The 20,247-nt window shown below is 71.2% G+C and carries 17 protein-coding genes; 4 read left to right on the plus strand and 13 right to left on the minus strand.

All coding sequences use genetic code 11. The features are described from left to right. Window positions 1-10: 10 nt before the first annotated feature. The 3 genes from BKE38_RS15785 (at window position 11) to BKE38_RS15795 (ending at window position 3,252) form a co-directional block, all read left to right on the plus strand. Entirely contained in the window at window positions 11-934 is a 924-nt protein-coding gene (locus BKE38_RS15785; RefSeq protein WP_076958254.1) for a LysR substrate-binding domain-containing protein, read from the plus strand. An 82-nt stretch (window positions 935-1,016) separates the two neighbouring features. After that, a complete protein-coding gene (locus tag BKE38_RS15790; protein WP_242662375.1) occupies window positions 1,017-2,381 on the plus strand; it encodes an LLM class flavin-dependent oxidoreductase in 1,365 nt (454 codons plus the stop codon). A gap of 118 nt (window positions 2,382-2,499) precedes the next feature. Continuing rightward, complete coding sequence (locus BKE38_RS15795; RefSeq protein WP_076958255.1) at window positions 2,500-3,252, plus strand: hypothetical protein; 753 nt, start codon at window positions 2,500-2,502, stop codon at window positions 3,250-3,252. Window positions 3,253-3,331: 79 nt separating this feature from the next. Here BKE38_RS15795 and BKE38_RS15800 read toward each other — a convergent pair whose 3' ends face one another. From BKE38_RS15800 to pdxR, 11 genes are all read right to left on the minus strand, one after another. Beyond that, entirely contained in the window at window positions 3,332-4,216 is an 885-nt protein-coding gene (locus BKE38_RS15800) for a hypothetical protein (protein WP_242662376.1), read from the minus strand. 17 nt (window positions 4,217-4,233) lie between these two features. After that, window positions 4,234-4,437, minus strand: coding sequence for a hypothetical protein (locus BKE38_RS31525; protein WP_131829611.1), 204 nt, complete (start codon window positions 4,435-4,437; stop codon window positions 4,234-4,236). After that, window positions 4,427-5,227 (minus strand): 5-deoxy-glucuronate isomerase, encoded by an 801-nt coding sequence (gene iolB / locus BKE38_RS15805; RefSeq protein WP_076958256.1) that lies wholly within the window; start codon window positions 5,225-5,227, stop codon window positions 4,427-4,429. Before iolB ends, BKE38_RS31525 begins: the two co-directional genes overlap by 11 nt. A 17-nt stretch (window positions 5,228-5,244) precedes the next feature. Next, window positions 5,245-7,179 carry a bifunctional 5-dehydro-2-deoxygluconokinase/5-dehydro-2-deoxyphosphogluconate aldolase gene (locus tag BKE38_RS15810; RefSeq protein ID WP_076958257.1) on the minus strand — a complete coding sequence of 645 codons (1,935 nt, stop codon included), beginning with the start codon at window positions 7,177-7,179 and terminating at the stop codon, window positions 5,245-5,247. Between the two features lie 107 nt (window positions 7,180-7,286). Continuing rightward, complete coding sequence (locus BKE38_RS15815; RefSeq protein WP_076958258.1) at window positions 7,287-8,135, minus strand: MurR/RpiR family transcriptional regulator; 849 nt, start codon at window positions 8,133-8,135, stop codon at window positions 7,287-7,289. A gap of 49 nt (window positions 8,136-8,184) precedes the next feature. Next, window positions 8,185-9,261: an ABC transporter ATP-binding protein gene (locus BKE38_RS15820; protein WP_076958259.1), complete on the minus strand. Its 1,077-nt coding sequence runs from the start codon at window positions 9,259-9,261 to the stop codon at window positions 8,185-8,187. Then, on the minus strand, window positions 9,255-10,100 hold the full coding sequence (locus BKE38_RS15825; RefSeq protein WP_076958260.1) for an ABC transporter permease: 846 nt from the start codon (window positions 10,098-10,100) through the stop codon (window positions 9,255-9,257). Before BKE38_RS15825 ends, BKE38_RS15820 begins: the two co-directional genes overlap by 7 nt. Then, on the minus strand, window positions 10,097-11,011 hold the full coding sequence (locus BKE38_RS15830) for an ABC transporter permease (protein WP_076958261.1): 915 nt from the start codon (window positions 11,009-11,011) through the stop codon (window positions 10,097-10,099). Before BKE38_RS15830 ends, BKE38_RS15825 begins: the two co-directional genes overlap by 4 nt. A gap of 34 nt (window positions 11,012-11,045) precedes the next feature. After that, entirely contained in the window at window positions 11,046-12,149 is a 1,104-nt protein-coding gene (locus BKE38_RS15835; RefSeq protein WP_076958262.1) for an extracellular solute-binding protein, read from the minus strand. 73 nt (window positions 12,150-12,222) lie between these two features. Continuing rightward, window positions 12,223-14,277: a transketolase gene (gene tkt / locus BKE38_RS15840; protein ID WP_076958263.1), complete on the minus strand. Its 2,055-nt coding sequence runs from the start codon at window positions 14,275-14,277 to the stop codon at window positions 12,223-12,225. Beyond that, a complete protein-coding gene (gene pdxR / locus BKE38_RS15845; RefSeq protein ID WP_076958264.1) occupies window positions 14,265-15,746 on the minus strand; it encodes a MocR-like pyridoxine biosynthesis transcription factor PdxR in 1,482 nt (493 codons plus the stop codon). The genes tkt and pdxR overlap by 13 nt, the downstream gene beginning before the upstream one ends. A gap of 99 nt (window positions 15,747-15,845) precedes the next feature. On the opposite strand from pdxR, the gene BKE38_RS15850 reads away from it, so the two are divergent. Further along, a complete protein-coding gene (locus tag BKE38_RS15850) occupies window positions 15,846-16,295 on the plus strand; it encodes a carboxymuconolactone decarboxylase family protein (protein ID WP_076958265.1) in 450 nt (149 codons plus the stop codon). On the opposite strand, the gene BKE38_RS15855 is transcribed toward BKE38_RS15850, so the two are convergent. Together BKE38_RS15855 and glgA are read right to left on the minus strand one after the other, a co-directional pair. Beyond that, complete coding sequence (locus tag BKE38_RS15855; RefSeq protein WP_420014332.1) at window positions 16,292-18,763, minus strand: glycogen/starch/alpha-glucan phosphorylase; 2,472 nt, start codon at window positions 18,761-18,763, stop codon at window positions 16,292-16,294. The two genes, BKE38_RS15850 and BKE38_RS15855, sit on opposite strands and share 4 nt — an antisense overlap. Before the next feature lie 46 nt (window positions 18,764-18,809). Further along, complete coding sequence (gene glgA / locus BKE38_RS15860) at window positions 18,810-20,246, minus strand: glycogen synthase GlgA (protein WP_076958266.1); 1,437 nt, start codon at window positions 20,244-20,246, stop codon at window positions 18,810-18,812. Between the last annotated feature and the right edge of the window lies 1 nt (window position 20,247).

Here is a 20,247-nt window from a genome sequence, read left to right on the forward strand (position 1 = left end):
TTGCACGGCCATGATCCCGCCGCTGCCGCCCCTCGCCGCGCTGCGCGCCTTCGCCGCCGTGGCGCGGGCCGGCAGCTTCGCCCGCGCCGCCACCCAGCTGCATGTCAGCACCAGCGCCGTCAGCCACCAGATCCGCGGGCTGGAGGCGCAGCTGGGCACGCCGCTGCTGACCCGCGCCCGCAACGGCGCCGGCCACAGCCAGACCGCGCCCACCGCCGCCGGGCAGACATTGCTGGAGGCGGTGGAGGCGGCGCTGACCATGCTCGCCGAAAGCTGCGCCGGCATCCGCGCCGAGGCCGGTCGGCCGCGTGCCCGGCTGGTGGTCTGCGCCAATGGCTCGGTCGCCTCGCTCTGGCTGGCGCCGCGGCTGGCGGCCTTTGCCGGGCTGCATCCTTCGGTCGACTGGCATATGCGGGCGGTCGAGGCTGGCTCGCCCGACCTGGCCGCCGAGGGCATCGACCTGGCGATCCTGCGCGCCCGCACCGGCCAGATCCCGCCCGGCGATTCCTTGCTGTTCGAGGAAAGGATGTTCCCCGTCGCCAGCCCGGCCGTCGCGGCGGAGGTGGCGCGGCTCGGGCGCAGCACGGCGCTGGCCCGGCTCAGCCTGCTGGAGGAGGAGCACAGCGCCGACAGCCCGGACAAGGACTGGCGGCACTGGCTGGCGCATCTGGGCGAGGCGGTGCCGGCGCCGCGGCTGATCCGCTTCAGCGGCTTCAACCAGGCGATCGGCGCGGCGCTGGCGGGGGCGGGCATCGCGCTCGGCCGCTCGCCGCTGCTGGATGCGGAGCTCGCCGCCGGCCGGCTGGTGCGGCTTTTCGCGCCCGAGGCCCTGGCCGGCACCTGGGTCTTCACCCTGCGCCTGGGGCCCGCTGCCGCGCGCGACCCGCATGTCCGCCAGCTGAGCGACTTCTTGCGCACGCCATCCTCCGGCTGAGGCCGAGAACAGAAAAAGTTCTGTCTTTATCTGCAGCGGCGCCGGCGCTTCGATAAAGGCCGCGTTGATGGAGAGGCACAGCATGCGCGATGACGGCCGGAAAGACATGGTGCTGGGGCTGAACCTGGTAGGGGCAGGCGCGCATGGCGGCGGCTGGCGCATGCCGGAGGCCAAGGCCGATGCCGCCCTCGACATCCGCTTCTGGAAACAGATGGCGCGCGAGGCCGAGGCCGCCTGCTTCCACTTCATGTTCTGGGCCGACGGGATCGCCGTGCGCAGCAATGCCCGCGACGAGCGGCAGCTGAGCTATGACAGCCGCATCGACGTCTTCGAGCCGCTGACCCTGCTGGCAGCGCTCTCGGCGGTGACCGAGAAGCTCGGCTTCATCGCGACCGCCAGCACCACCTACAACGAGCCCTACAGCATGGCGCGCAAGCTCGCCTCGCTCGACCACATCACCGAGGGGCGGGTGGGCTGGAACGTCGTCACCTCCTGGAGCGAGCAGGAGGCGCTGAATTTCGGCCGCGAGCGCCACATGGAGCACGCCGCGCGCTACCGCCGCGCCGAGGAATACGTCGACCTGATGTTCTCGCTGTGGGACAGCTTCGAAGACGGCGCCTTCATCCGCGACAAGGAAAGCGGGCAGTACTTCGACCCTGCCAGACTGCACACGCCGCATCACCACGGCGAGCATTTCAAGGTGCGCGGGCCGCTGAACCTGGCGCGGCCGATCCAGGGCTATCCGGTGATCGCCCAGGCGGGCTCCTCGGGCCCGGGCCAGGCGCTGGCGGCGCGCACGGCCGAGGTGATCTACACCATGCAGCGCAGCCGCGACGAGGCGGCCGCCTTCTACGCCCGCGTCAAAGGCCAGTTCGCGCCATTTGGCCGCGCGCCGGAATCGGCGCTGGTCATGCCGGGGATGATGCCGATCATCGGCCGCAGCCGGCAGGAAGCCCGCGACCTGTTCGAGCGGCTGCAATCGCTGATCCATCCCGAGCTCGGCCTGGCGGCGCTGTCGACCAGCTTCGGCGATCTCAGCGGCCATGACGTCGACGGCCCGCTGCCGCCGCTGCTGGCCGAGAGCAACGCGCTGAAAAGCGAGCATGCCAAATTGCAGACGTTCCTGGACGGGCGCAGCCTGACGATCCGGCAGCTGTTCCAGGCGCGCGCCGCCTCCGGCCACCACCTGATCGTCGGCACCGCCGCCGAGATCGCCGACGAGATGCAGGACTGGTTCGAGCATCGCGCCTGCGACGGCTTCAACATCCTGCCGCCCTTCTATCCGGGCCCGGTCGAGGATGTCTTCCATCGCCTGATCCCCGAGCTGCAGCGCCGCGGCCTTTTCCAGACCGACTATCGCGGCACCACGCTCCGGGAAAATCTCGGCCTGGCACGGCCGGCGCATGGCGCGCACCGGCCGGCGGCGCTGCGCCAGGCGGGGGAATGACCGCCCCACCGCATTTACCGAATTTCAATTCCGCCCTGAGAGAACCTTGCCGAAGCACGGAACCGCGCCAGCCTAGGAGAGGCTGCCTTCCGCCCCACCCCCTCGCGGGAGGCCTCGCATGCATCTTCGCCCCATCGATCTCGAGCGCGAGCAGGACAGCCGGCGCAGCTCCCGCGGTTTCCTGGGCCTGTCGCGCCTCGCCCATGCGCGGGAGGGGCTGCGCCGCTTCCTGGGCCTCGCCCCGGAGCCTGGCGCGAAGGCGCCGCTCAGCACCGAGGAAATCCGCGCCCGGCTGCGCGCGGACCGGCCGGCCACCACCAGCCTGCTGCCGACGCCCGAGACGTCCAGCGCCGAGCCGGAAGCGGCGCCGCAGCCGCAGGGGCTGCGCCGCTTCCTGGGCCTCGCCCCGCTGGTCGGCGTGCCTTCCAGCCTCGGCCGCTTCCTGGGCCTGGCGCCGCTGCCGCCGGCCCCGCCGGCCGAGCGCTTCCTCGACCTGGCGCCGGTGACCGGCGCCGCGCTGCCCGAGGCCGTGGCGCTGGCGCCGCTCGCCACCCCGGCGGCCGAGCCCCGCTTCATCGACCTCGCACCCCTGGCCGTGCCGGCCGCTGTCGTACCGCGCCATGTCGACCTGGCCCCGCTGGCCTCGAGCCCGGCGGCGCCGCGCTTCATCGACCTGGCGCCGTTGCCGCTGGCCGCCAGCGCGCCGCGCCATGTCGACCTGGCGCCGCTGCAGGCAGCCGCCGCCCGCGACATCAGCCTGCCCGCCCTGGCCGCGGCCAGCGCCAGCGAGGCGCATCGCCTGGCGCCCATCGCCCTTCGCCGCGAGCGCTTCGTCGGGCTGGCCCCGCTGGGCCGCACCGGCGCGCACTGAAAAAAAACCGGGGCGCACTGAAAAAAGGGCCCAGAGGCTTGCGCCCCCGGACCCTGGTCGGACCGTGCTGCAGGACGGCTCAGGTATCGCGCGAGCGGCCGGCCAGCGCCGCGGCAGTCGCCGCGATGAAGGCGCCGATCAGCATCGACAGCGCGGTGAACAGCGCCGTCGTCGCCGCCGACTTGCGGGCCGTCTCCGCCGCCTGCTTGGCCTGCTCGGCCGCCTGCTGGGCGCGGGTCACCGCGGCATCGACACGGCTGCGCGCTTCGGCCGGCGGAATCTCCGCCCGCGCCGCCACCAGCTGGGCCAGATAGGCACGGTCGGCCTCCGGCACCTCGCCCTGGGCAATGCCATTGGCGATGATGCGCCCGGCCTCGGCCGCCGCCTGGCCCTCCTCGCCCTGCACCACCGGCTGGGCGCGGCGGAACAGCGAGTCGATGTCATAGCTGCGGGCCAGCGCCGGCCCGGCCGTGCTGGCCGCCGCCTGCACCGCACCGCCGCCGACCGCCGAGACCGCCCGCGCGCCGGCGCCGATCGCGCCCGAGGCCGCCGAGGCCAGCACGCCGACCGTCACCAGCGTCGCCACGGCCCAGGCCAGGAAGCCATGCGCGGTGTCGCGGAAATAGACCTCGTCCGCATGCACCGAGGCCCAGTGGGTGCGCAGCCGGCCGGCGATATAGCCGCCGATGCCGGAGGAGAGCCACTGGGTGATGACCAGCCAGACTGCGGCGGTGACGCCGACCGCGGTCGCCGTCGGACCGGACCAGGGCGAGGCGATCGCCAGGCCAAAGCCGGTGCCGAGCAGCACCAGGATGAGGGACACCGCCGCCGCGCCCGCCGCGCCGCCCAGGATGGCGCCCCAGGAGATGGCGGAGACGGGCGACTGGTAGGTCGCCGGCAGCTCGGTCTCGCCGAGGCTCAGCCGGCCGCCGAGAGAGCTTCCGGAGTGGGAGGTGCTGGCCATGGCGGCGCCCTCCTTCCTCAGCGGAACAGCAGCATGAGGATGATGATCACCGGGATGGGAATGCCCAGCAACCACAGCAGAATTCCGCGACCCATGTGATGGCTCCTCCGGTCTTGACTATCCGGGGAGCCAACGCCGGCCAGCGCGGCCGGTTGCCGCATGACCGAATGGTCATGTGGCGAAAGCCCTGGCTTATCCAGGGCTTCGCCGTTACCAGCCAAGCCAGGCATGCTCCGGCGCCATGGTGAATTTCCAGGCGCGGCGCGGCCCGGCCATGACGTTCAGATACCAGAGGTCGAAGCCATGCGGTGCGCCGACCGGGTGGTAGCCGCGCGGCACCAGCACGACGTCGCCGTCGCCGACGGCCATGGTCTCGTCCAGGCTGCGGTCGTCGGTATAGACGCGCTGCACCGCGAAGCCGCCCGGCCGCGCCAGCCGGTGGTAATAGGTTTCCTCCAGCGCCGTCTCGTTGGGGAAGTCGTCGGCATCGTGCTTGTGCGGCGGATAGCTGGACCAGTTGCCGCCGGGCGTGACCACTTCCACCACCAACAGGCTTTCCGCCTCGGCGGTATCGGGCAGGATGTTGCGCACGTGGCGGAGATTGGTGCCCTCGCCGCGCAGCTCCTGCCCCACCGCCTCCGGCGGGATCAGCCGCGCCGGCAGGCGGCCGGTCGCCGGCGCGGTGCAGACGGCGACCTCCGCCCCCGCGGCGCTGGTCACCACCAGCCGCTGCCCGGGCGGCGCATAGACCGACCAGGGGCTTCCGTCGAAGACCGAGGCGCGGCCACCGATGTTTTCGAAGGTCTGGTCGCCGACGGCGACGGTGACATGGCCGGTCAGGACGACGAGGCAGGTCTCGCGCGCCGTCTCCTCGCGGGTCAGGCCGGCGCCCGGCGCCAGGCGATGCACCTCGAAGCCGACATAGGTCCAGCCGGCATTCCCGGGCGTGATGTGGTGCAGCCGGCCGTTGGCATCGGCGGCGGTCGGGTGGCGCAGCAGCGGGGTGGGCATCGAGCGGTCTCCCGGGATCAGAGCGCGGACAGCATGGCCGGGGCGCGGCGCGCTTCCCAGGCCTCGGTCAGGGCGGCGAAGCGCTCGGCCATCACCGTCTCGGCGGCGGCGTCGTCGAGCCGCCCGGCCAGCCAGGCACGTGCCGGCTCGGCAAAGATGCTGCGGCCGACAGCGAAGCCGCGCACCCGGGGCGCGGCGGTGCTGGCCTGGAAGGCGGCGACCAGCTCGGGCAGCGGCGCTTTCAGCCCGAGCATGACGATGCCGCGGCAATGCGGATCATGCGCGGCGATGACGCCGTCGATGGCGGTCCAGGCGGCGGCATCGGCCTGCGGCTCCAGCTTCCACCAGTCGGGGCGGATGCCGAGGCCGTAGAGATGCGCGAGCACGCCGGCGATGGTGCCGCTGTCCAGTGGACCATGCGGCCCCGCGATGATCTCTATCAGGAGCTCACGGCCCAGGCGCCGGCAGGCGTCGAAGACGCGTTTCAATTCGCGTTCCTGCCTGGCGCGCAACGCCGGCGCGTCGGCCGGGTGCCAGAAGCACAGCGCCTTGACCGTGTGCTCCAGCGGCCATTCGACCAGCGAAGAGCCTAGGTCGCCGCCGCCTTCGAAATCCAGCGGGCGCGAGCCGGGCTCTTCCACCGGGCGGCCGATCCACAAGCCCTGGCGCGAGGCCTCGAACAGCGCCTCCCGCCCATAGCGGCCGTCGAGCAGCATGCCGAAGCCCGGCCGCCCCTTGGCGACGCGGGCGGCGGCGCGCACCGCCAGCAGCTTGAACTCGCCGATCCGGCCGGCGATCTCGGCCTCCGGGATGCCGGCCTCGACCGCCATGGCGGCCAGCTGCGGCCGGTGGTCGATGGCCAGCGCCATCAGCGTGTCGGGCTGCGGCCGCCGCGTGGTCGACCAGTGCAGCGCCGACAGCGCGTCGTCATGCCGCAGCGCTGTCGTGGTGACGCCGCGCTCCAGGAAGAAGGAAAGCTCTTCCCAGGTGGCGTATTCCGGCGCGCAGAGCAGCCGCGACACGGCGATGGCGCCGCAGGCATTGGCGAAGGCGCAGGCGCGCTGCAGCGGCTCGCCACGCAGCCAGCCGCGCAGGAAGCCGGCCATGAAGGCGTCGCCGGCGCCGAGGACATTGTAGACCTCGACCGGGAAGCCGGGGCCGGCGATGCCGTCCTCCAGCCGCGCCGGGATGGAATCGGGGAAGACCAGGCAGCCCATCGGGCCGCGCTTGCAGACCAGCAAGGCCTTGCTGACCGCCCGAATGTTCTTCAATGCCTGCAGCGTGTCTTCGGAGCCGCCAGCGATATGCAACTCTTCCTCGGTGCCGACGATCAGGTCACATTCCGGCAGCAGCGGCGCCAGGCTTTCGGTCACCGCATCGGCGCGGATATAGCGGCTCTCGCCGGCATCATGCCCGGCGACGCCCCAGAGGTTCGGGCGGTAGTCGATGTCGAAGGCGACGCGGCGGCCGTTCTCGCGGGCGATGCGCATCGCCTTGCGCTGGGCGGCGGCGGTGTTGGCGCGGGCGAAATGCGTCCCCGTCACGACGATGCACGCGGCCGAGGCGATGAAACCCGGGTCGATGTCGCTTTCGTCCAGCGCGGCATCGGCGCAGTCGGTGCGGTAGAAGATCAGCGGAAACGACGAAGAATCCCGCACGCCCAGCACGGCCAGCGCGGTCAGCCGCTGCTGGTCCGTGTGGATGCCCGTCGTGTCCACGCCCTCGCGCGCCGCCTGCTCGCGGATGAAGCGGCCGAAGGCCTCGTCGCCGACGCGGGTGACCAGCCCGGCGCGCAGGCCGAGCCGCGACGCGCCGATGGCAATGTTGGCCGGGCAACCGCCGACCGCCTTGGCGAAGCTCGCCATATCCTCGAGCCGGCCGCCGATCTGCTGGCCATAGAGGTCGACCGAGGCGCGGCCGATGGTGATGAGGTCCAGCGTCGCTGCCGGCATCCTGGCGATATCCCCTCCAAAACTGATCGCCCGGTTCTGCGCCGGGCATCCGTCGCGGATGGAATTCTTTTTTCCTTATCCGGTCAAGGATGGAATTTGAATTCCATTCACCCCGCCGCGCGCAGCCGCGCCTCGGCGGTGCCCACCGCCAGGGTCATGGCCAGGGCGAAGGTGCCGGCCAGCGAGCGGAAGCCGGCATGGTCGGCCTCCGCCACCTCCAGCCAGGCGCTGGCCGAGGCCGCCAGCGGCGAGAACGGCGTGTCGGTCAAAGCCACCACGCCATGCCCACGCGCCGCCGCCGCCGCCACCAGCTCCAGCGTCGCCGGCGCATAGGGCGAGAAGCTGACAGCCAGCAGGACATCGCCCGGGGCCATCAGCGCCACCTGCTCCGGCGCCAGCCCGCCGGCCTGGTCGATCAGGTGGCAGCGGATCTCCAGCTTGCGCAGGGCATAGGCCAGGTAGGCGGCCACCGGAAAGGCGCGGCGGCTGCCCAGCAGGTGGATGGTGGGCGCTGCCGCCAGCAGCCCGATGGCGCGGTCCAGCGCCGCCGCATCCAGCGTTTCCGACAGCCGCTCCACCGAATGCAGCGAGGCGCCGATGAAGCCGCGCAGCAGCGCCGCGGGGCCGTCGCCGCCTTCCTCGCTGCGCAGCGTCTCCAGCCGCTCGCGGTAATCCGGCCAGCGGTCGCGGGCATGGGCGCGGAACACCGCCTGCAGCTCGCTGAAGCCGGAATAGCCCAGGCTCTGGGCGAAGCGCACCAGGGCCGAGGGCTGCACCCCCGCCTGCTGCGCGATCGCCCCGATAGTGGCGAAGGCGAATTCCTGCGGATGCGACAGGGCGTAGTCGGCCGCCTGCAGCAGCCGCTTCGGCAGGCTGTCGCGGCTCTGCAGGATCAGCGCGCGCAGCGCGGTCAGCGTCGCGGGCGGGGCGGCGGAATCGGGGGCGTCACCGGTCATGACGCCCCTCTTAGCCGCTCTGCTGCCACGCCGGGCGGGTTTTACGTCGTCAGGCTGGAAGGGCATGGCCGCATTCGGCCGGCCAGTGGCAGGTGACGCGGCTGCCCAGCGGCAGGATCGGCTCGCCCGCGGGGGCGGCGACCTTCAGCACCAGGTCGCCGGCGACCTTCACCTCGTAGCGCGTGGCGGCGCCCAGGAAGGCGGCCAGCTGCACCGTGCCGTCCAGCTGCGGCCCCTCCCCCGGCAGCGCGCCGAAGGGGCGCAGCCGGATCAGCTCGGGCCGCAGCGCCAGCTGCACCGACTGGCCCGGCGTGGCGCGCCCGGCGCGGGCCGGCAGCGGGCCGGCCGCGGTCTCGACCACCGCCTGGCCGTCGGCGGCGTGCTGCAGCCGCCCGGGCAGCAGGTTGTTGACGCCGACGAAGTCCGCGACGAACAGCGAGGCCGGCGCGCCATAGATCTCGGTCGGCGAGCCGATCTGCTCGACATGCCCCTTGTTCATCACGACGATCCGGTCGGAGACGGCCATGGCCTCCTCCTGGTCATGGGTGACGAAGACGGTGGTGATGCCTAAGCGCTTCTGCAGCGCGCGCAGCTCGAAGCGGATGCGCTCGCGCAGCTTGGCGTCCAGGTTGGACAGCGGCTCGTCCATCAGCAGCAGCGCCGGGCGGATGGCGATGGCGCGCGCGATGGCGACGCGCTGCTGCTGCCCGCCGGAGAGCTGCTTCGGGTGCCGGTCGGCGAAGGCTTCGAGGCCCACCATGTCGAGCACCGCATCGACCCGCGATTTGATCTCGGCCGCCGGCAGCTTCCGTAGCTTCAGCCCATAGGCGATGTTCGCCCGCACCGTCATATGCGGGAACAGCGCATAGGACTGGAAGACGAAGCCGCAGTCGCGGAGATTCGGCGGCAGATGCGTGATGTCGCGGCCGTTGAGAAGGATGCGGCCGCTGTCGGGGGCGCCGAAGCCGCCCACCATGCGCAGCAGCGTCGTCTTGCCGCAACCCGAGGGCCCAAGGAAGGTCATGAACTCCCCCGGCTCGACATCGAGGGAAATCCTCTCCAGCACCGTGTTGGCGCCGAAGGACTTTTTGACATCCTGGATCGAAAGGGGCGATGCAGTTACCACCAGCGCAGCCTCCGCACGGCGATTTCAAGGATGACGATGACCGCCACGGCGAAGACGTTGGTGGCCATGGCGACGGCGGCGCCGAGGCGGGTCGAGCCGCTCTCGAAGGCCTGGTAGATGGCGATCGGCATGGTGCTGATCTCCGGCGTGGTCAGCAACAGGGTGATCTCGAAATCCGAGATCGAGCGGGCGAAGACCAGCGCGACGCCGGTCAGCACCGAGGGCATGATCACCGGCAGCACGGTGGTGGCGAAGGCGCGGAGCGGCCCGGCGCCCAGGCTGCGCGCCGCATCCTCCACCGAGACATCGACCCGCTGCAGGGCGGCGATGATCGGCTGGATCATGAAGGGCAGCGAGACGACGGCATGGCCCAGCACGATGGCGACCCAGGGGCTGGTGCCGGAGAGCGGCCCCTGCTTGAAGATCTGCATCAGCCCGAAGGCCAGCACGATCGGCGGGAAGACCAGCGGCAGGTTCACCAGCTCCGCCAGCAGGCCGCGGCCGGGGAAGCGCAGCCGCACCAGCGCATAGGCGACCGGCAGCCCGACCAGGAAGCAGACCACGACGGTCGGCAGGGCGATGCGCATGCTGTCGGCGACCGAGCGCAGGATGGCCGGCCCAGATTCGCGATACAGGTCGAAGCTGATGCCATGCGGGAAGATGCCCCAGACCAGGTCGAAGCGGTCATTGACCGACAGCGACAGCAGGGTGATGGGCGGCAGCAGGATGAACAGGATCAGCCCGACCGTGGTCGCCGGGAACAGCCAGCGGAACGGCGGCAGGACGCTGCGCGGCGCCGCGGCGGCGGGCGCCGGGATGGTGGGGGCAAGCGTCGTCACAGGATCTCCCCCTGCAGCCTGTCGCGGAAGGCGCGGCGCACGATGGCCAGGTAGACGGCGCGGCCGAGCAGCGTGATGGTCGCCAGCACCACGGCGAAGGCGCAGATCTGCGCCATGCTGCCGGAAATGCCGAGCGACTGGATGCGGCTGAAGATTTCCAGCGGCAGCACGACGATGCCCTTGGCGCCGCCGCCCAGCACCAGCGCCGCCACATAGGCGACCATGGTGCGGATGAAGATGAAGACCCAGACCGCTGCGAGACCTGGTGCTGCCAACGGCAGCACGATTGACAGAAAAGTCTGGCGGAAGGTCGCGCCCAGCGAGGAAGAAGCATCTTCAAGCGCCGGCTCGATCATCTCGAACAGCGATGCCATCATCCGCACCGCCAGTGTCGAGAACAGCGCCAGGTCGCCCAGCACGATGGCGGTGAAGGTGCCGGTGAACTGCAGAGGCTCGTCGATCAGCTCCAACTGCTGGAACAGGATATGGTTGACCGGCCCGGTCGGCGCCATGAACCACAGGATGGCGAAGATGATCGTCACCGCCGGCGCCAGCGACGGATAGGTGACGATGGCCGAGATGGTCGGCGCCAGCCCCGGGCGGCGGGCCATGTAATAGCCGGTGCCGATGCCGATCAGCGTCAGCAGCGTCGCCACCACGGCCGAGATCGCCAGCGTCACCAGGATCACCTGCTGGTTGTGCGGCTCGGTCAGGATGGCGACGTAATGCGCAGTGGTCGGCTGCAGCCCGACGATGCCGTCGGCCCCGCCCAGGAATGGCAGGCCGAAGCTCGACGAGCCGGAAAAGCTCTTGATGGCGATGGACAGAAAGGGCGCGACCAGCAGCCCCAGCAGCATCAGGGTGAAGGGCGCGGCCAGCAGCCAGGCCAGCCAGGTCTCGCGCCGGATCAAGGGTTGTGATGGTGGCATCGGTCGCGCCCCCCGCTCAGCCGCGGCGGCGGAGGATCTCGGCCTCCCAGGTCTGGACATAGCGGTCCATCTTGCCCGCCCAGGCGACCCAGTCGGTCTTCATCGTGTGCTTCTGCACGTCCGCCCAGGAATTCAGCCCGACCTTGCTGGCATTGTTCAGCTCGAGGATCTTGTCGGACATCGGATGCGGATAGTTGGCCGGGTTGTTGCTCGGGTTCAGGCCGATATCCATCATCACCTTGGCGTAGCGGGCCGAGCTGATCAGGTTCAGCACCTTCAGCGCGCCGGTGCGCGACGGCGCCGACTTCAGCAGCGCGATCGACACCGGCAGCACGCCGAGGCCGACCTCAGGCTGGGTGATCGGGAAGCCGCTGACCGACGCCTTGTCGATCTGCGTGCTGATATAGATGTTCGCCAGGTTCATGAAGGTGATCCAGGCGTCGCCGCGCTGCAGCCCGATCCGGTTGTCGATCCAGCGGGCGTTGTAGGTCTTCACATTGGCGTCGATGCGGCGGCAATAGTCGATCCAGCCATTCTCGCCGAACAGCTCGACGACGATCGGGATCCAAACCGGGAAGCCGCGCGGATCGGCCCAGCTCAGCCGGTTCTTCCAGCGCGGATCGGCGAAGACCTCCCAGGTCAGCGGCGTCGTGAAGCTGCTGGCGCGCACAAAATTGGTGTTGAAGGCGGCGACGCCCCAATTGGTGCGGAACACCTCCAGCGTGAACTCGCCGCGGGCGAAGGCGTCCAGCTCCTGCGTCAGCGGCAGGTCGTCATAGGGCAGCCGCTCCAGCAGCCCGTCGAGCGCCAGACGCTCCGGGAAGGGGCTGTCGCCATAGAACAGGTCGGTGGTGAAGCTGCGGCTTTCCGCCTCGGTCTTGATCTTGGCAAAGGCCGGCGCATAGCCCAGCGGATCGAAGCGGACCTCGACCTCGCCCTTGGTCTCCTCGCGAATCATGGCAGACCATTCCTGCCACAGCTTCACATGCAGGCCGGGAACGCCCAGGACGTTCACCACCTGGGCGGCATTGGCGCGCGCCCCCAGGAAGGGTGTCGCCAGGCTCGCCCCGCCAGCCGCCTGCAGCAGGCGACGGCGCGGCAGGATCAATCTGCTTTCCATCAACTTTTTCCTTCCCCACAAACGAAAGAAAGCAAGGCTGGGGGGAGGTATCCCCCCAGACCCCCTTCTATTTTTATTTCTTGAGAGCAGCCTGGACGGTGGTCACCACCGCCGCGGGCGTGATGCCGAAATGCTCGTAGAGCTCGGCAGGCGCAGCGCTGGCGCCGAAACCCTTCATGCCGACGAAGCCGCCACGACGGCCGATGATCGCATCCCAGCCCTGGCGGATCGCCGCTTCCACCGCAACCTTCACCGGGGCGGTGCCGATCACCGATTCCACATAGTCGTCGCCCTGCTCGAAGAACAATTCGAAGCACGGCACGGAGACGACGCGTGTCGGCACGCCCGCGGCCTGCAGCTGCTCGCGCGCGGCCAGCGCGATGCTGACCTCGGAGCCGCTGGCGAACAGCGTCGCCGCGGCCTCGCAATCGGCGGCGGCGATCTCATAGGCGCCGCGCGACGAAAAATTCTCGGCCTCGGCATGGCGGCGCAGCGCCGGCACCTCCTGGCGGCACAGTGCCAGCACGCTCGGCCGCTCGCGCTCGGCCATGGCGATCTGCCAGCATTCGGCGGTCTCGATCGGATCGGCCGGGCGCAGCAGAAGAAGATTCGGGATCGCCCGCAGCGCCGCCAGATGCTCGACCGGCTGGTGCGTCGGCCCGTCCTCGCCCAGCCCGATGCTGTCATGCGTCATCACATGGATGGCGCCGACGCCCATCAGCGCCGCCAGGCGCAGCGCCGGGCGGCAATAGTCGGAGAAGGCCAGGAAGGTGCCGCTGGCGGGAATGGCGCCGCCATGCAGCGCCATGCCGTTCATCGCCGCCGCCATCGCATGCTCGCGGATGCCCCAATAGACATAGCGGCCGGCGAAATTCTTCTCGGCGATCGGGCCGAAGCCCTCGATCTTGGTGAAGTTGGCCGAGGTCAGGTCGGCCGAGCCGGTCACCAGCTCCGGCACCGCCGGCATCAGCAGCTCCAGCACCGCTTCCGACGCCTTGCGCGTTGCCAGCTTCGGCATCTTCTCGGCGAAACGCTGCTTGATCGCCAGGATCGCCGCATCCAGCCCGGCCGGGCGGCCGCCGGCCAGCGAGGCCTCGAACGCCGCGCGCTGGGCCGAAGCCGCAAGACGCTGCTGCCAGGCGGCATGCGGCGCGCGGGCGCGGGCGGCGGCGGCGTCCCAGGCGACGCGGGCCTCGGTGGGGATCTCGAAGGGACCGGCGGTCCAGCCGAGATGCGCGCGCACGCCTTCGACTTCCTGGGTGCCCAGCGGCGAGGAATGCGCCGCCGGCGTCCCCTGCTTCACCGGCGCGCCATAGCCGATGACGGTGCGGCAGGCGACCAGGCTGGGCCGCGGATCGGCGATGGCCTGGGCGATGGCGTCCGAGATCGCCTCCGGGTCATGCCCGTCGACCCGGATCGTGTGCCAGCCCGAGGCCTGGAAGCGCGCGATCTGGTCCGTCGCATCGACGAGGGAAATCTTGCCGTCGATGGAGATGTCGTTGTCGTCGAACAGCACGATCAGCCGCCCGAGGCCGAGCCGCCCGGCCAGCCCGATCGATTCCTGGCTGACGCCTTCCATCAGGTCGCCATCCGAGGCCAGCACCCAGGTGCGGTGATCGGCCAGTGCCTCGCCGAAGCGGGCGGCCTGGATGCGCTCGGCCATGGCCATGCCGATGGCGGTGGCCAGCCCCTGCCCCAGCGGCCCGGTCGTCGTCTCGATGCCCGTCGCATGGCCGTATTCCGGATGGCCGGCGGCCGGGCTGCCCAGCTTGCGGAAGCGCTGCAGCGCCTCGATGGTCATATCCGCATGGCCCATCAGATGCAGCAGCGCATAGAGCAGCATCGAGCCGTGGCCTGCCGACAGCACGAAGCGGTCGCGGTCGGGCCAGTGCGGCGCCCGCGAGTCAACCTTGATGAAGCGGCCGAACAGGGTCGCCGCCACATCGGCCATGCCCAGCGGCAGGCCGGGATGGCCGGACTGGGCGTGCTCGATCGCATCCATGCTGAGCGCGCGGATGGCATTGGCCATCAGCCGCAGACGCGCGGCGTCCGGCAGGGTGGTGGCGGCCGGATGCCGCGCGTCCGCGGCCTCCCGCACCGCGCCGGGCGCGGGCATCAGGTGGGGCATGGTGTTTCCTCGGCTGGCGCGCCGCGTCGCAGCGCGGCGGCTTGTTCTGCGGCGGCATGGAAACACATTGCCGAAGATCGGTCAAAACGGAATTTTTGTTCCAAATGCCGGAATCCGGCGAGCCGCGCCGCGGCGGCCTCGATCCGTCCCGGCGCTGCATTGGTCACCCCGAGCAGCAGCCCCCGCCGCGGCGCCCCGGCATACCAGGCGGAGAGCGGCACCACCCCGCCGCCGGCCTCCCGCGCCAGGGCGACGTCGTCGGCCGCCTCCGGCAGCGGCAGCAGCAGCGACAACCCGGCCTCCACCCCGCCCAGCGCCTGCCGCAGCGCCTGGCGCCGCGCGGCATAGAGCCGCTTCATCCGCCGCAAGTGGCGCAGCGCATGGCCGTCGCGCAGCAGCGCGGCGACGGCCAGCTGCGGCGCGGCCCCGGGCGCCGGCGCCAGGCACAGCGCGGCCTCGGCGAAACGCGGCACCAGCGCCGGCGGCACGACCAGGAAGCCCAGCCGCAGCGCCGGGCTGAGTGTCTTGCTGAAGCTGCCGGCATGGATCACCCGCCCCGCCCGGTCGAGCGCGGCCAGCGCCGGCGCCGCCCGCCCGGCCAGTTGCAGCTCGCCAAGATAGTCGTCCTCGATGATCCAGGCGCCCTGCCCCGCCGCCCAGTCCAATAGCGCGCGGCGCCGGGCCAGCGACAGGGTGACGCCCAGCGGCGCCTGCTGCCCCGGCGTCACCAGCGCCAGGGCCGCATCGGGCGCGCGGGCAAGGCCGGCCTCGACCTGCAGCCCCTCGGCATCCACCGGCACCGGCACGGCTTGGAGCCCGGCCAGGCGCAGCCCGGCGCGGGCGAGGGGATAGCCGGGCTCCTCCATCCAGGCCTTCTGTCCGGCCAGCCCTAGCGCCTGCAGCGCCAGGCCCAGCCCGCCCGCATAGCCGGCGGTGACGAAGACCTGCGCCGGGCTGCAGGCGATGGCGCGGGCCAGCGCGAGGTAGGAAGAGATCTCCTGCCGCAGGGCGAGCTCGCCGCGCGGGTCGGGATAGCTGACCGGCGCCGCGGCCGCGGTCCGGGCGGCGCGCGCCAACACCCGCGACCACAGCTTGAACGGGAAAGCATCCTGCGCCGGGACGCCCATCTGGAAGGGGGCCGGCGGGCCGCCGATCTCGACCGGGAAGCCGGGCAGCGGCGGCGGCTCGGGCGGCGCGGCCGGGGTCACGCTGGCGGCGGGCTGGTCGGTGACATGGGTGCCGGCCGGGCCCGAGGCCACCAGCAGCTGGCTGTCGGCCAGCCGCTCATAGGCCACGCGGACGGTGCCGCGGGCGACGCCCAGCTGCGCCGCCAGGTCGCGCCAGGAGGGCATGCGGGCACCGGGCCGCAGCCGCCCCTCGGCGATGGCGGCGGCGATGCCCAGGCGGATCTGCTCGGCCAGGGGCTGCCGGGCGGCACGGTCGAGGGTCAGCGCGAGCTCTTCGGTCATGCCCGCGATGGTACAGTCTTTTCAGCCGTTCTTGGGGCTGTCGCCTGCGCCATCCGCGGCGCATTTCCCGCGCCGACACAGCCGATGGTGGAGAGAAAAATGGAACGGATGGATTATGCGGCGGCAGCGCCGGCGGGGGTGAAGGCGCTGGGTGCCGTTTATGGCTATGTCCAGCAATGCGGCTTGCCGGCGCAGCTGGTCGAGCTGGTCTATCTGCGCATCTCGCTGCTGAACGGCTGCGCCTATTGCATCGACAAGCATTCGCGCGACCTGCTGCAGCGCGGGCTGGCGCCGGCGGCCCTGGCCATGGTCCCGGCCTGGCGCGAAGCCGGCACCTTGCTGGATGCGCGGGAAAAGGCGGCGCTAGCCTGGGCCGAGACGGTCACCCTGGTCGGCCAGACCCAGGTGCCCGAGGCCGACTATGCCGCGGCGGCCTCGGTGTTCTCAGACAAGGAGCTGGCCGACCTGACCATCGCCATCGGGCTGATGAACGCCTTCAACCGGCTGGCCATCAGCTTCCGCAAGACGCCGGATTCCGCGCGCGGCTAGCGGACCGGCAGCTTCCAGATCTCCTCGGCATAGTCGCGGATGGTGCGGTCGGAGGAGAACCAGGCGACATTGGCGGTGTTCAGCACGGCGCTGCGCCACCAGTCGTCGGGCTGGCGCCAGCGCTCGGCGACCTGGCGCTGGCTGCGCTGGTAGCTGTCGAAATCGGCGGTGACCAGGAAGCTGTCATGCGCCAGCAGCCCCTCCACCAGCCCGCGATAGCGGTCGGGCTCTTCCGGCGAGAAGACGCCGCCCATCAGCGAATCCAGCACGCCCTGCAGCTCCGGCGACGCCGCGACGGCAGCCCGCGCGTCGAAGCCGTCGCGGCGCATCGCGCCCGCCGCATCGGCCTTGAGGCCAAAGATAAAAATATTGTCGAGGCCGACGCGCTCGCTGATCTCGACATTGGCGCCGTCCAGCGTGCCGATGGTCAGCGCGCCGTTCAGCGCGAACTTCATGTTGCCGGTGCCCGAGGCCTCGAGGCCGGCGGTCGAGATCTGCTCCGACAGGTCGGCCGCCGGGATGATGCTCTCGGCCAGCGTCACGTTGTAGTTGGGCAGGAAGGCGACCTTCAGCAGCCCGTGCAGCGTCGGGTCGTTGTTGACCACGCGGGCGACGTCATTGGCCAGGCGGATGATCAGCTTGGCCTGGTGGTAGCTCGGCGCCGCCTTGCCGGCGAAGATTTTTACACGTGGCGTCCAGCGCGACATCGGCTGCGCCCGCATCGCGTTGTAGAGCGCGATGGTCTGCAGGATGTTCAGCAGCTGGCGCTTGTATTCGTGGATGCGCTTGATCTGCACGTCGAACAGCGCCTGCGGATCGACGGCGACGCCGATGCGGGCGCGCACCACCTCGGCCAGGCGGCGCTTGGCGGCCAGGCGCTGCGCCTCGAAGGCCTCGCGGAAGGCCGCGTCATGGGCCAGCGGCGCCAACTCGGCCAGATGCTCGGGGTCGTCCAGGAAGCGCGGGCCGATGCTGTCGGTGATCAGCTTCGTCAGGCCGGGATTGGCGCGCTGCAGCCAGCGGCGGAAGGTGATGCCGTTGGTCTTGTTGGTGATGCGGCCCGGGCAGGCGCGGTCGAGCTCGGCGAAGACGGTGGTCTTCATCAGCCCGGTGTGCAGCGCGCTGACGCCGTTGACCTTGTGCGAGCCGACGAAGGCCAAGTGCCCCATGCGGACGCGGCGCCCGGCATGCTCGTTGATGATCGAGATGGCTTCCAGCATGCCGTCATTGGCGCCGGCCTGGCGCGCCGCCTCCAGGTGCTGCGCGTTGATCAGGTAGATGATCTGCATGTTGCGCGGCAGCAGCCGCTCCATCAGCGCGACCGGCCAGCTTTCCAGCGCCTCCGGCATCAGCGTGTGGTTGGTGTAGGAGAAGGTGGCGATGCCGATGCGCCAGGCCTCGTCCCATTCCAGCCCGTGCACGTCGATCAGCAGCCGCATCAGCTCGGCCACGCCGATCGCCGGATGCGTGTCGTTCAGCTGGACGGCGTTCTTCTCGGCGAGCGTCGTCACCTCGCCATGCAGCCGCTTGTGCCGCCGGATCATGTCCTGCAGCGAGGCCGAGGCGAAGAAATACTCCTGCCGCAGCCGCAGCTCCTGCCCGGCCGGGCTTTCATCGCCGGGATAGAGCACGCGGGAGATGGCCTCGGCCCGCACCCGGTTCAGCTGGGCGCCGATATGGTCGCCGCTGTTGAAGGCGTCGAGCTGCAGCGGGTCGGTGGCGCGGGCCGACCACAGCCGCAGCGTGTTGACCCACTTGCCGCCCCAGCCGACCACGGGGGTGTCATAGGCGATGGCGCGCACCACCTCGCCCGGGTGCCAGGCGACGCCGCCCTCGGCGCGCGGCGCGACATGGCCGCCGAAGCCGACGTCGCAGACGATGTTGGCGCGCTCGAATTCCCAGGGGTTGCCCAGGCTCAGCCAGTCCTCCGGCACCTCGCGCTGGCGGCCGTCCTGGATCAGCTGGCGGAACAGCCCGTGCTCGTAGCGGATGCCATAGCCGAAGGCCGGGATCGACAGGCTGGCCATGCTGTCCATGAAGCAGGCGGCCAGACGCCCGAGGCCGCCATTGCCCAGCGCCGCATCCGGCTCCTGCGCATAGATCTCTTCCAGCTCGACGCCGAGGCCGGAGAGGGCCTCGCGCATCGTCTCGGTCAGGCCGAGATTGCCCAAGGCGTCGGAGAGCAGCCGGCCGATCAGGAATTCCATCGACAGGTAGCAGACCTGGCGGTGGTGCTCGGCGGCGGACAGGTCGTTGGCAGCGCGCCAGCGGTCCATGATGCGGTCGCGCACCGCCAGCGTCGCCGCCAGGAACCAGTCGCGCGGGCTGGCGCGCTCGTCGCGGCCGCCGACCTGGTAGATCAGCTTGTCCAGGATCGCCGCCCGCAGCGCCGCGACCTCCGGCGAGGCGGGCGCGGCCCCGTCATCGGGCATGGGCAGGCGGTCCCGGGTCAGGCTGTCGTCGGTCATGCGGCGAGGTCCCTTCTGCGGTGGCGGGCAGGCGCCCCGCCGGCGGTCAGGCGACCGCGCGGTAGAGCGCCGCGTAGTGACGGGCGGGGCGGCGCCAGCTGACATCGGCGGCCATGCCGTTGCGCTGCAGCTGCTGCCAGCCAGGGCGATCCTGCCACAAGGCGGCCAGCCGCCCCAGCGCGGCCTCGAGCGGGGCGCGGGCCGCGGCGGCGAACTGCACCCCCGTGCCGACCCCGGCGGCCAGCGCCATCTCATTGGCATCGATGACGGTATCCGCCAGGCCGCCGACGCGCGCGACCACCGGAAGCGCGCCGTAACGCAGAGCGCAAAGCTGCGTGAGGCCGCAGGGCTCGAAGCGCGAGGGCACCAGCAGCGCGTCGCTGCCGCCCTGCACCAGATGCGCCAGCGCCTCGTCATAGCCGCGATGCAGCCCGACCTGGCCGGGATGTGCCGCCGCCGCCGCGGCAAAGCCCTCTTCCAGGGCAGGGTCGCCGCTGCCGAGCACGGCCAGCTGCATGCCATGGCCGAGCAGCGCCGGCAGCGCCTCCAGCACGGCATCCATGCCCTTCTGCCAGGACAGCCGGCTGACGATGCCCAGCAGCGGCGCCACCGGCCGCTCGGCCAGGCCCATGCGGCGGCGCAGCGCAGCCCGGCTGGCCTCGCGCGCCGAGAGGGTGTCGGACGAATATGGGCCGGGCAGCGCCGCATCGGCCTCCGGGTTCCAGACCGCGGTGTCGATGCCGTTCAGGATGCCGGACAGGTCGGCGGCGCGCGACCGCAGCAGCCCGCCCAGGCCCATGCCGCCCTCCTCGGTGCGGATCTCCGCGGCATAGGAGGGCGAGACGGTGGTGATGCGGTCGGCGAAATGCAGCCCGGCCTTCAGGAAGCCGATGCCGCCGTAGTACTCGACGCCGTCCATCGCCCAGGCCTGCGGCGGCAGGCGCAGGGCGGCGAGCAGCTCGGGCGCGCACTGCCCCTGGAAGGCCAGGTTGTGCACGGTCATCACCGTGCCCGGGCGACTGGCCTCGGCATAATGCAGATAGGCGGGCGCCAGCCCGGCCTGCCAGTCATGCGCATGCACGACATCGGCGCGGAAGCCGGACAGGCGCCCGAGGCCGAGCTCGGCGGCCACCCAGCCCAGGCCCGCGAAGCGCTGCGGATTGTCGCGGAAGTCGCCCTCCGGCCCGGCATAGGGACTGCCGGGACGGGCATAGAGATGCGGCGCGTCGATGACGAAAAGGTCCAGCCCGGCGGCGCGGGCGGCCAGCAGCCGGCCCGGCCCGCCGAACAGGTCGTCCCAGTGCAGCACCGGCTCGGCCTGCTCCAGCCGCTGCATCACCGCCGGATAGCCCGGCAGCAGGGAATGGACGGCAATCCCCTCGGCGGCCAGCGCCCCGGGCAGGGCGCCGGCCACATCGGCCAGCCCCCCGGTCTTGATCAGCGGATAGAGCTCGGAAGCGACCGAGAGGACAGTGAACGTCATG

Origin of the sequence: Teichococcus deserti (genome assembly GCF_001982615.1) — a bacterium.
GTDB lineage: Bacteria > Pseudomonadota > Alphaproteobacteria > Acetobacterales > Acetobacteraceae > Pseudoroseomonas > Pseudoroseomonas deserti.

Bases quoted from the DNA above. Each gene is read 5' to 3' on its own strand.
- BKE38_RS15785 (WP_076958254.1), top strand. From the start codon at position 11: ATGATCCCGCCGCTGCCGCCCCTCGCCGCGCTGCGCGCCTTCGCCGCC.
- BKE38_RS15790 (WP_242662375.1), top strand. From the start codon at position 1,017: ATGCGCGATGACGGCCGGAAAGACATGGTGCTGGGGCTGAACCTGGTA.
- BKE38_RS15795 (WP_076958255.1), top strand. From the start codon at position 2,500: ATGCATCTTCGCCCCATCGATCTCGAGCGCGAGCAGGACAGCCGGCGC.
- BKE38_RS15800 (WP_242662376.1), bottom strand. From the start codon at position 4,216: ATGGCCAGCACCTCCCACTCCGGAAGCTCTCTCGGCGGCCGGCTGAGC.
- iolB (WP_076958256.1), bottom strand. From the start codon at position 5,227: ATGCCCACCCCGCTGCTGCGCCACCCGACCGCCGCCGATGCCAACGGC.
- BKE38_RS15810 (WP_076958257.1), bottom strand. From the start codon at position 7,179: ATGCCGGCAGCGACGCTGGACCTCATCACCATCGGCCGCGCCTCGGTC.
- BKE38_RS15815 (WP_076958258.1), bottom strand. From the start codon at position 8,135: ATGACCGGTGACGCCCCCGATTCCGCCGCCCCGCCCGCGACGCTGACC.
- BKE38_RS15835 (WP_076958262.1), bottom strand. From the start codon at position 12,149: ATGGAAAGCAGATTGATCCTGCCGCGCCGTCGCCTGCTGCAGGCGGCT.
- tkt (WP_076958263.1), bottom strand. From the start codon at position 14,277: ATGCCCCACCTGATGCCCGCGCCCGGCGCGGTGCGGGAGGCCGCGGAC.
- pdxR (WP_076958264.1), bottom strand. From the start codon at position 15,746: ATGACCGAAGAGCTCGCGCTGACCCTCGACCGTGCCGCCCGGCAGCCC.
- BKE38_RS15850 (WP_076958265.1), top strand. From the start codon at position 15,846: ATGGAACGGATGGATTATGCGGCGGCAGCGCCGGCGGGGGTGAAGGCG.
- BKE38_RS15855 (WP_420014332.1), bottom strand. From the start codon at position 18,763: ATGACCGACGACAGCCTGACCCGGGACCGCCTGCCCATGCCCGATGAC.
- glgA (WP_076958266.1), bottom strand. From the start codon at position 20,246: ATGACGTTCACTGTCCTCTCGGTCGCTTCCGAGCTCTATCCGCTGATC.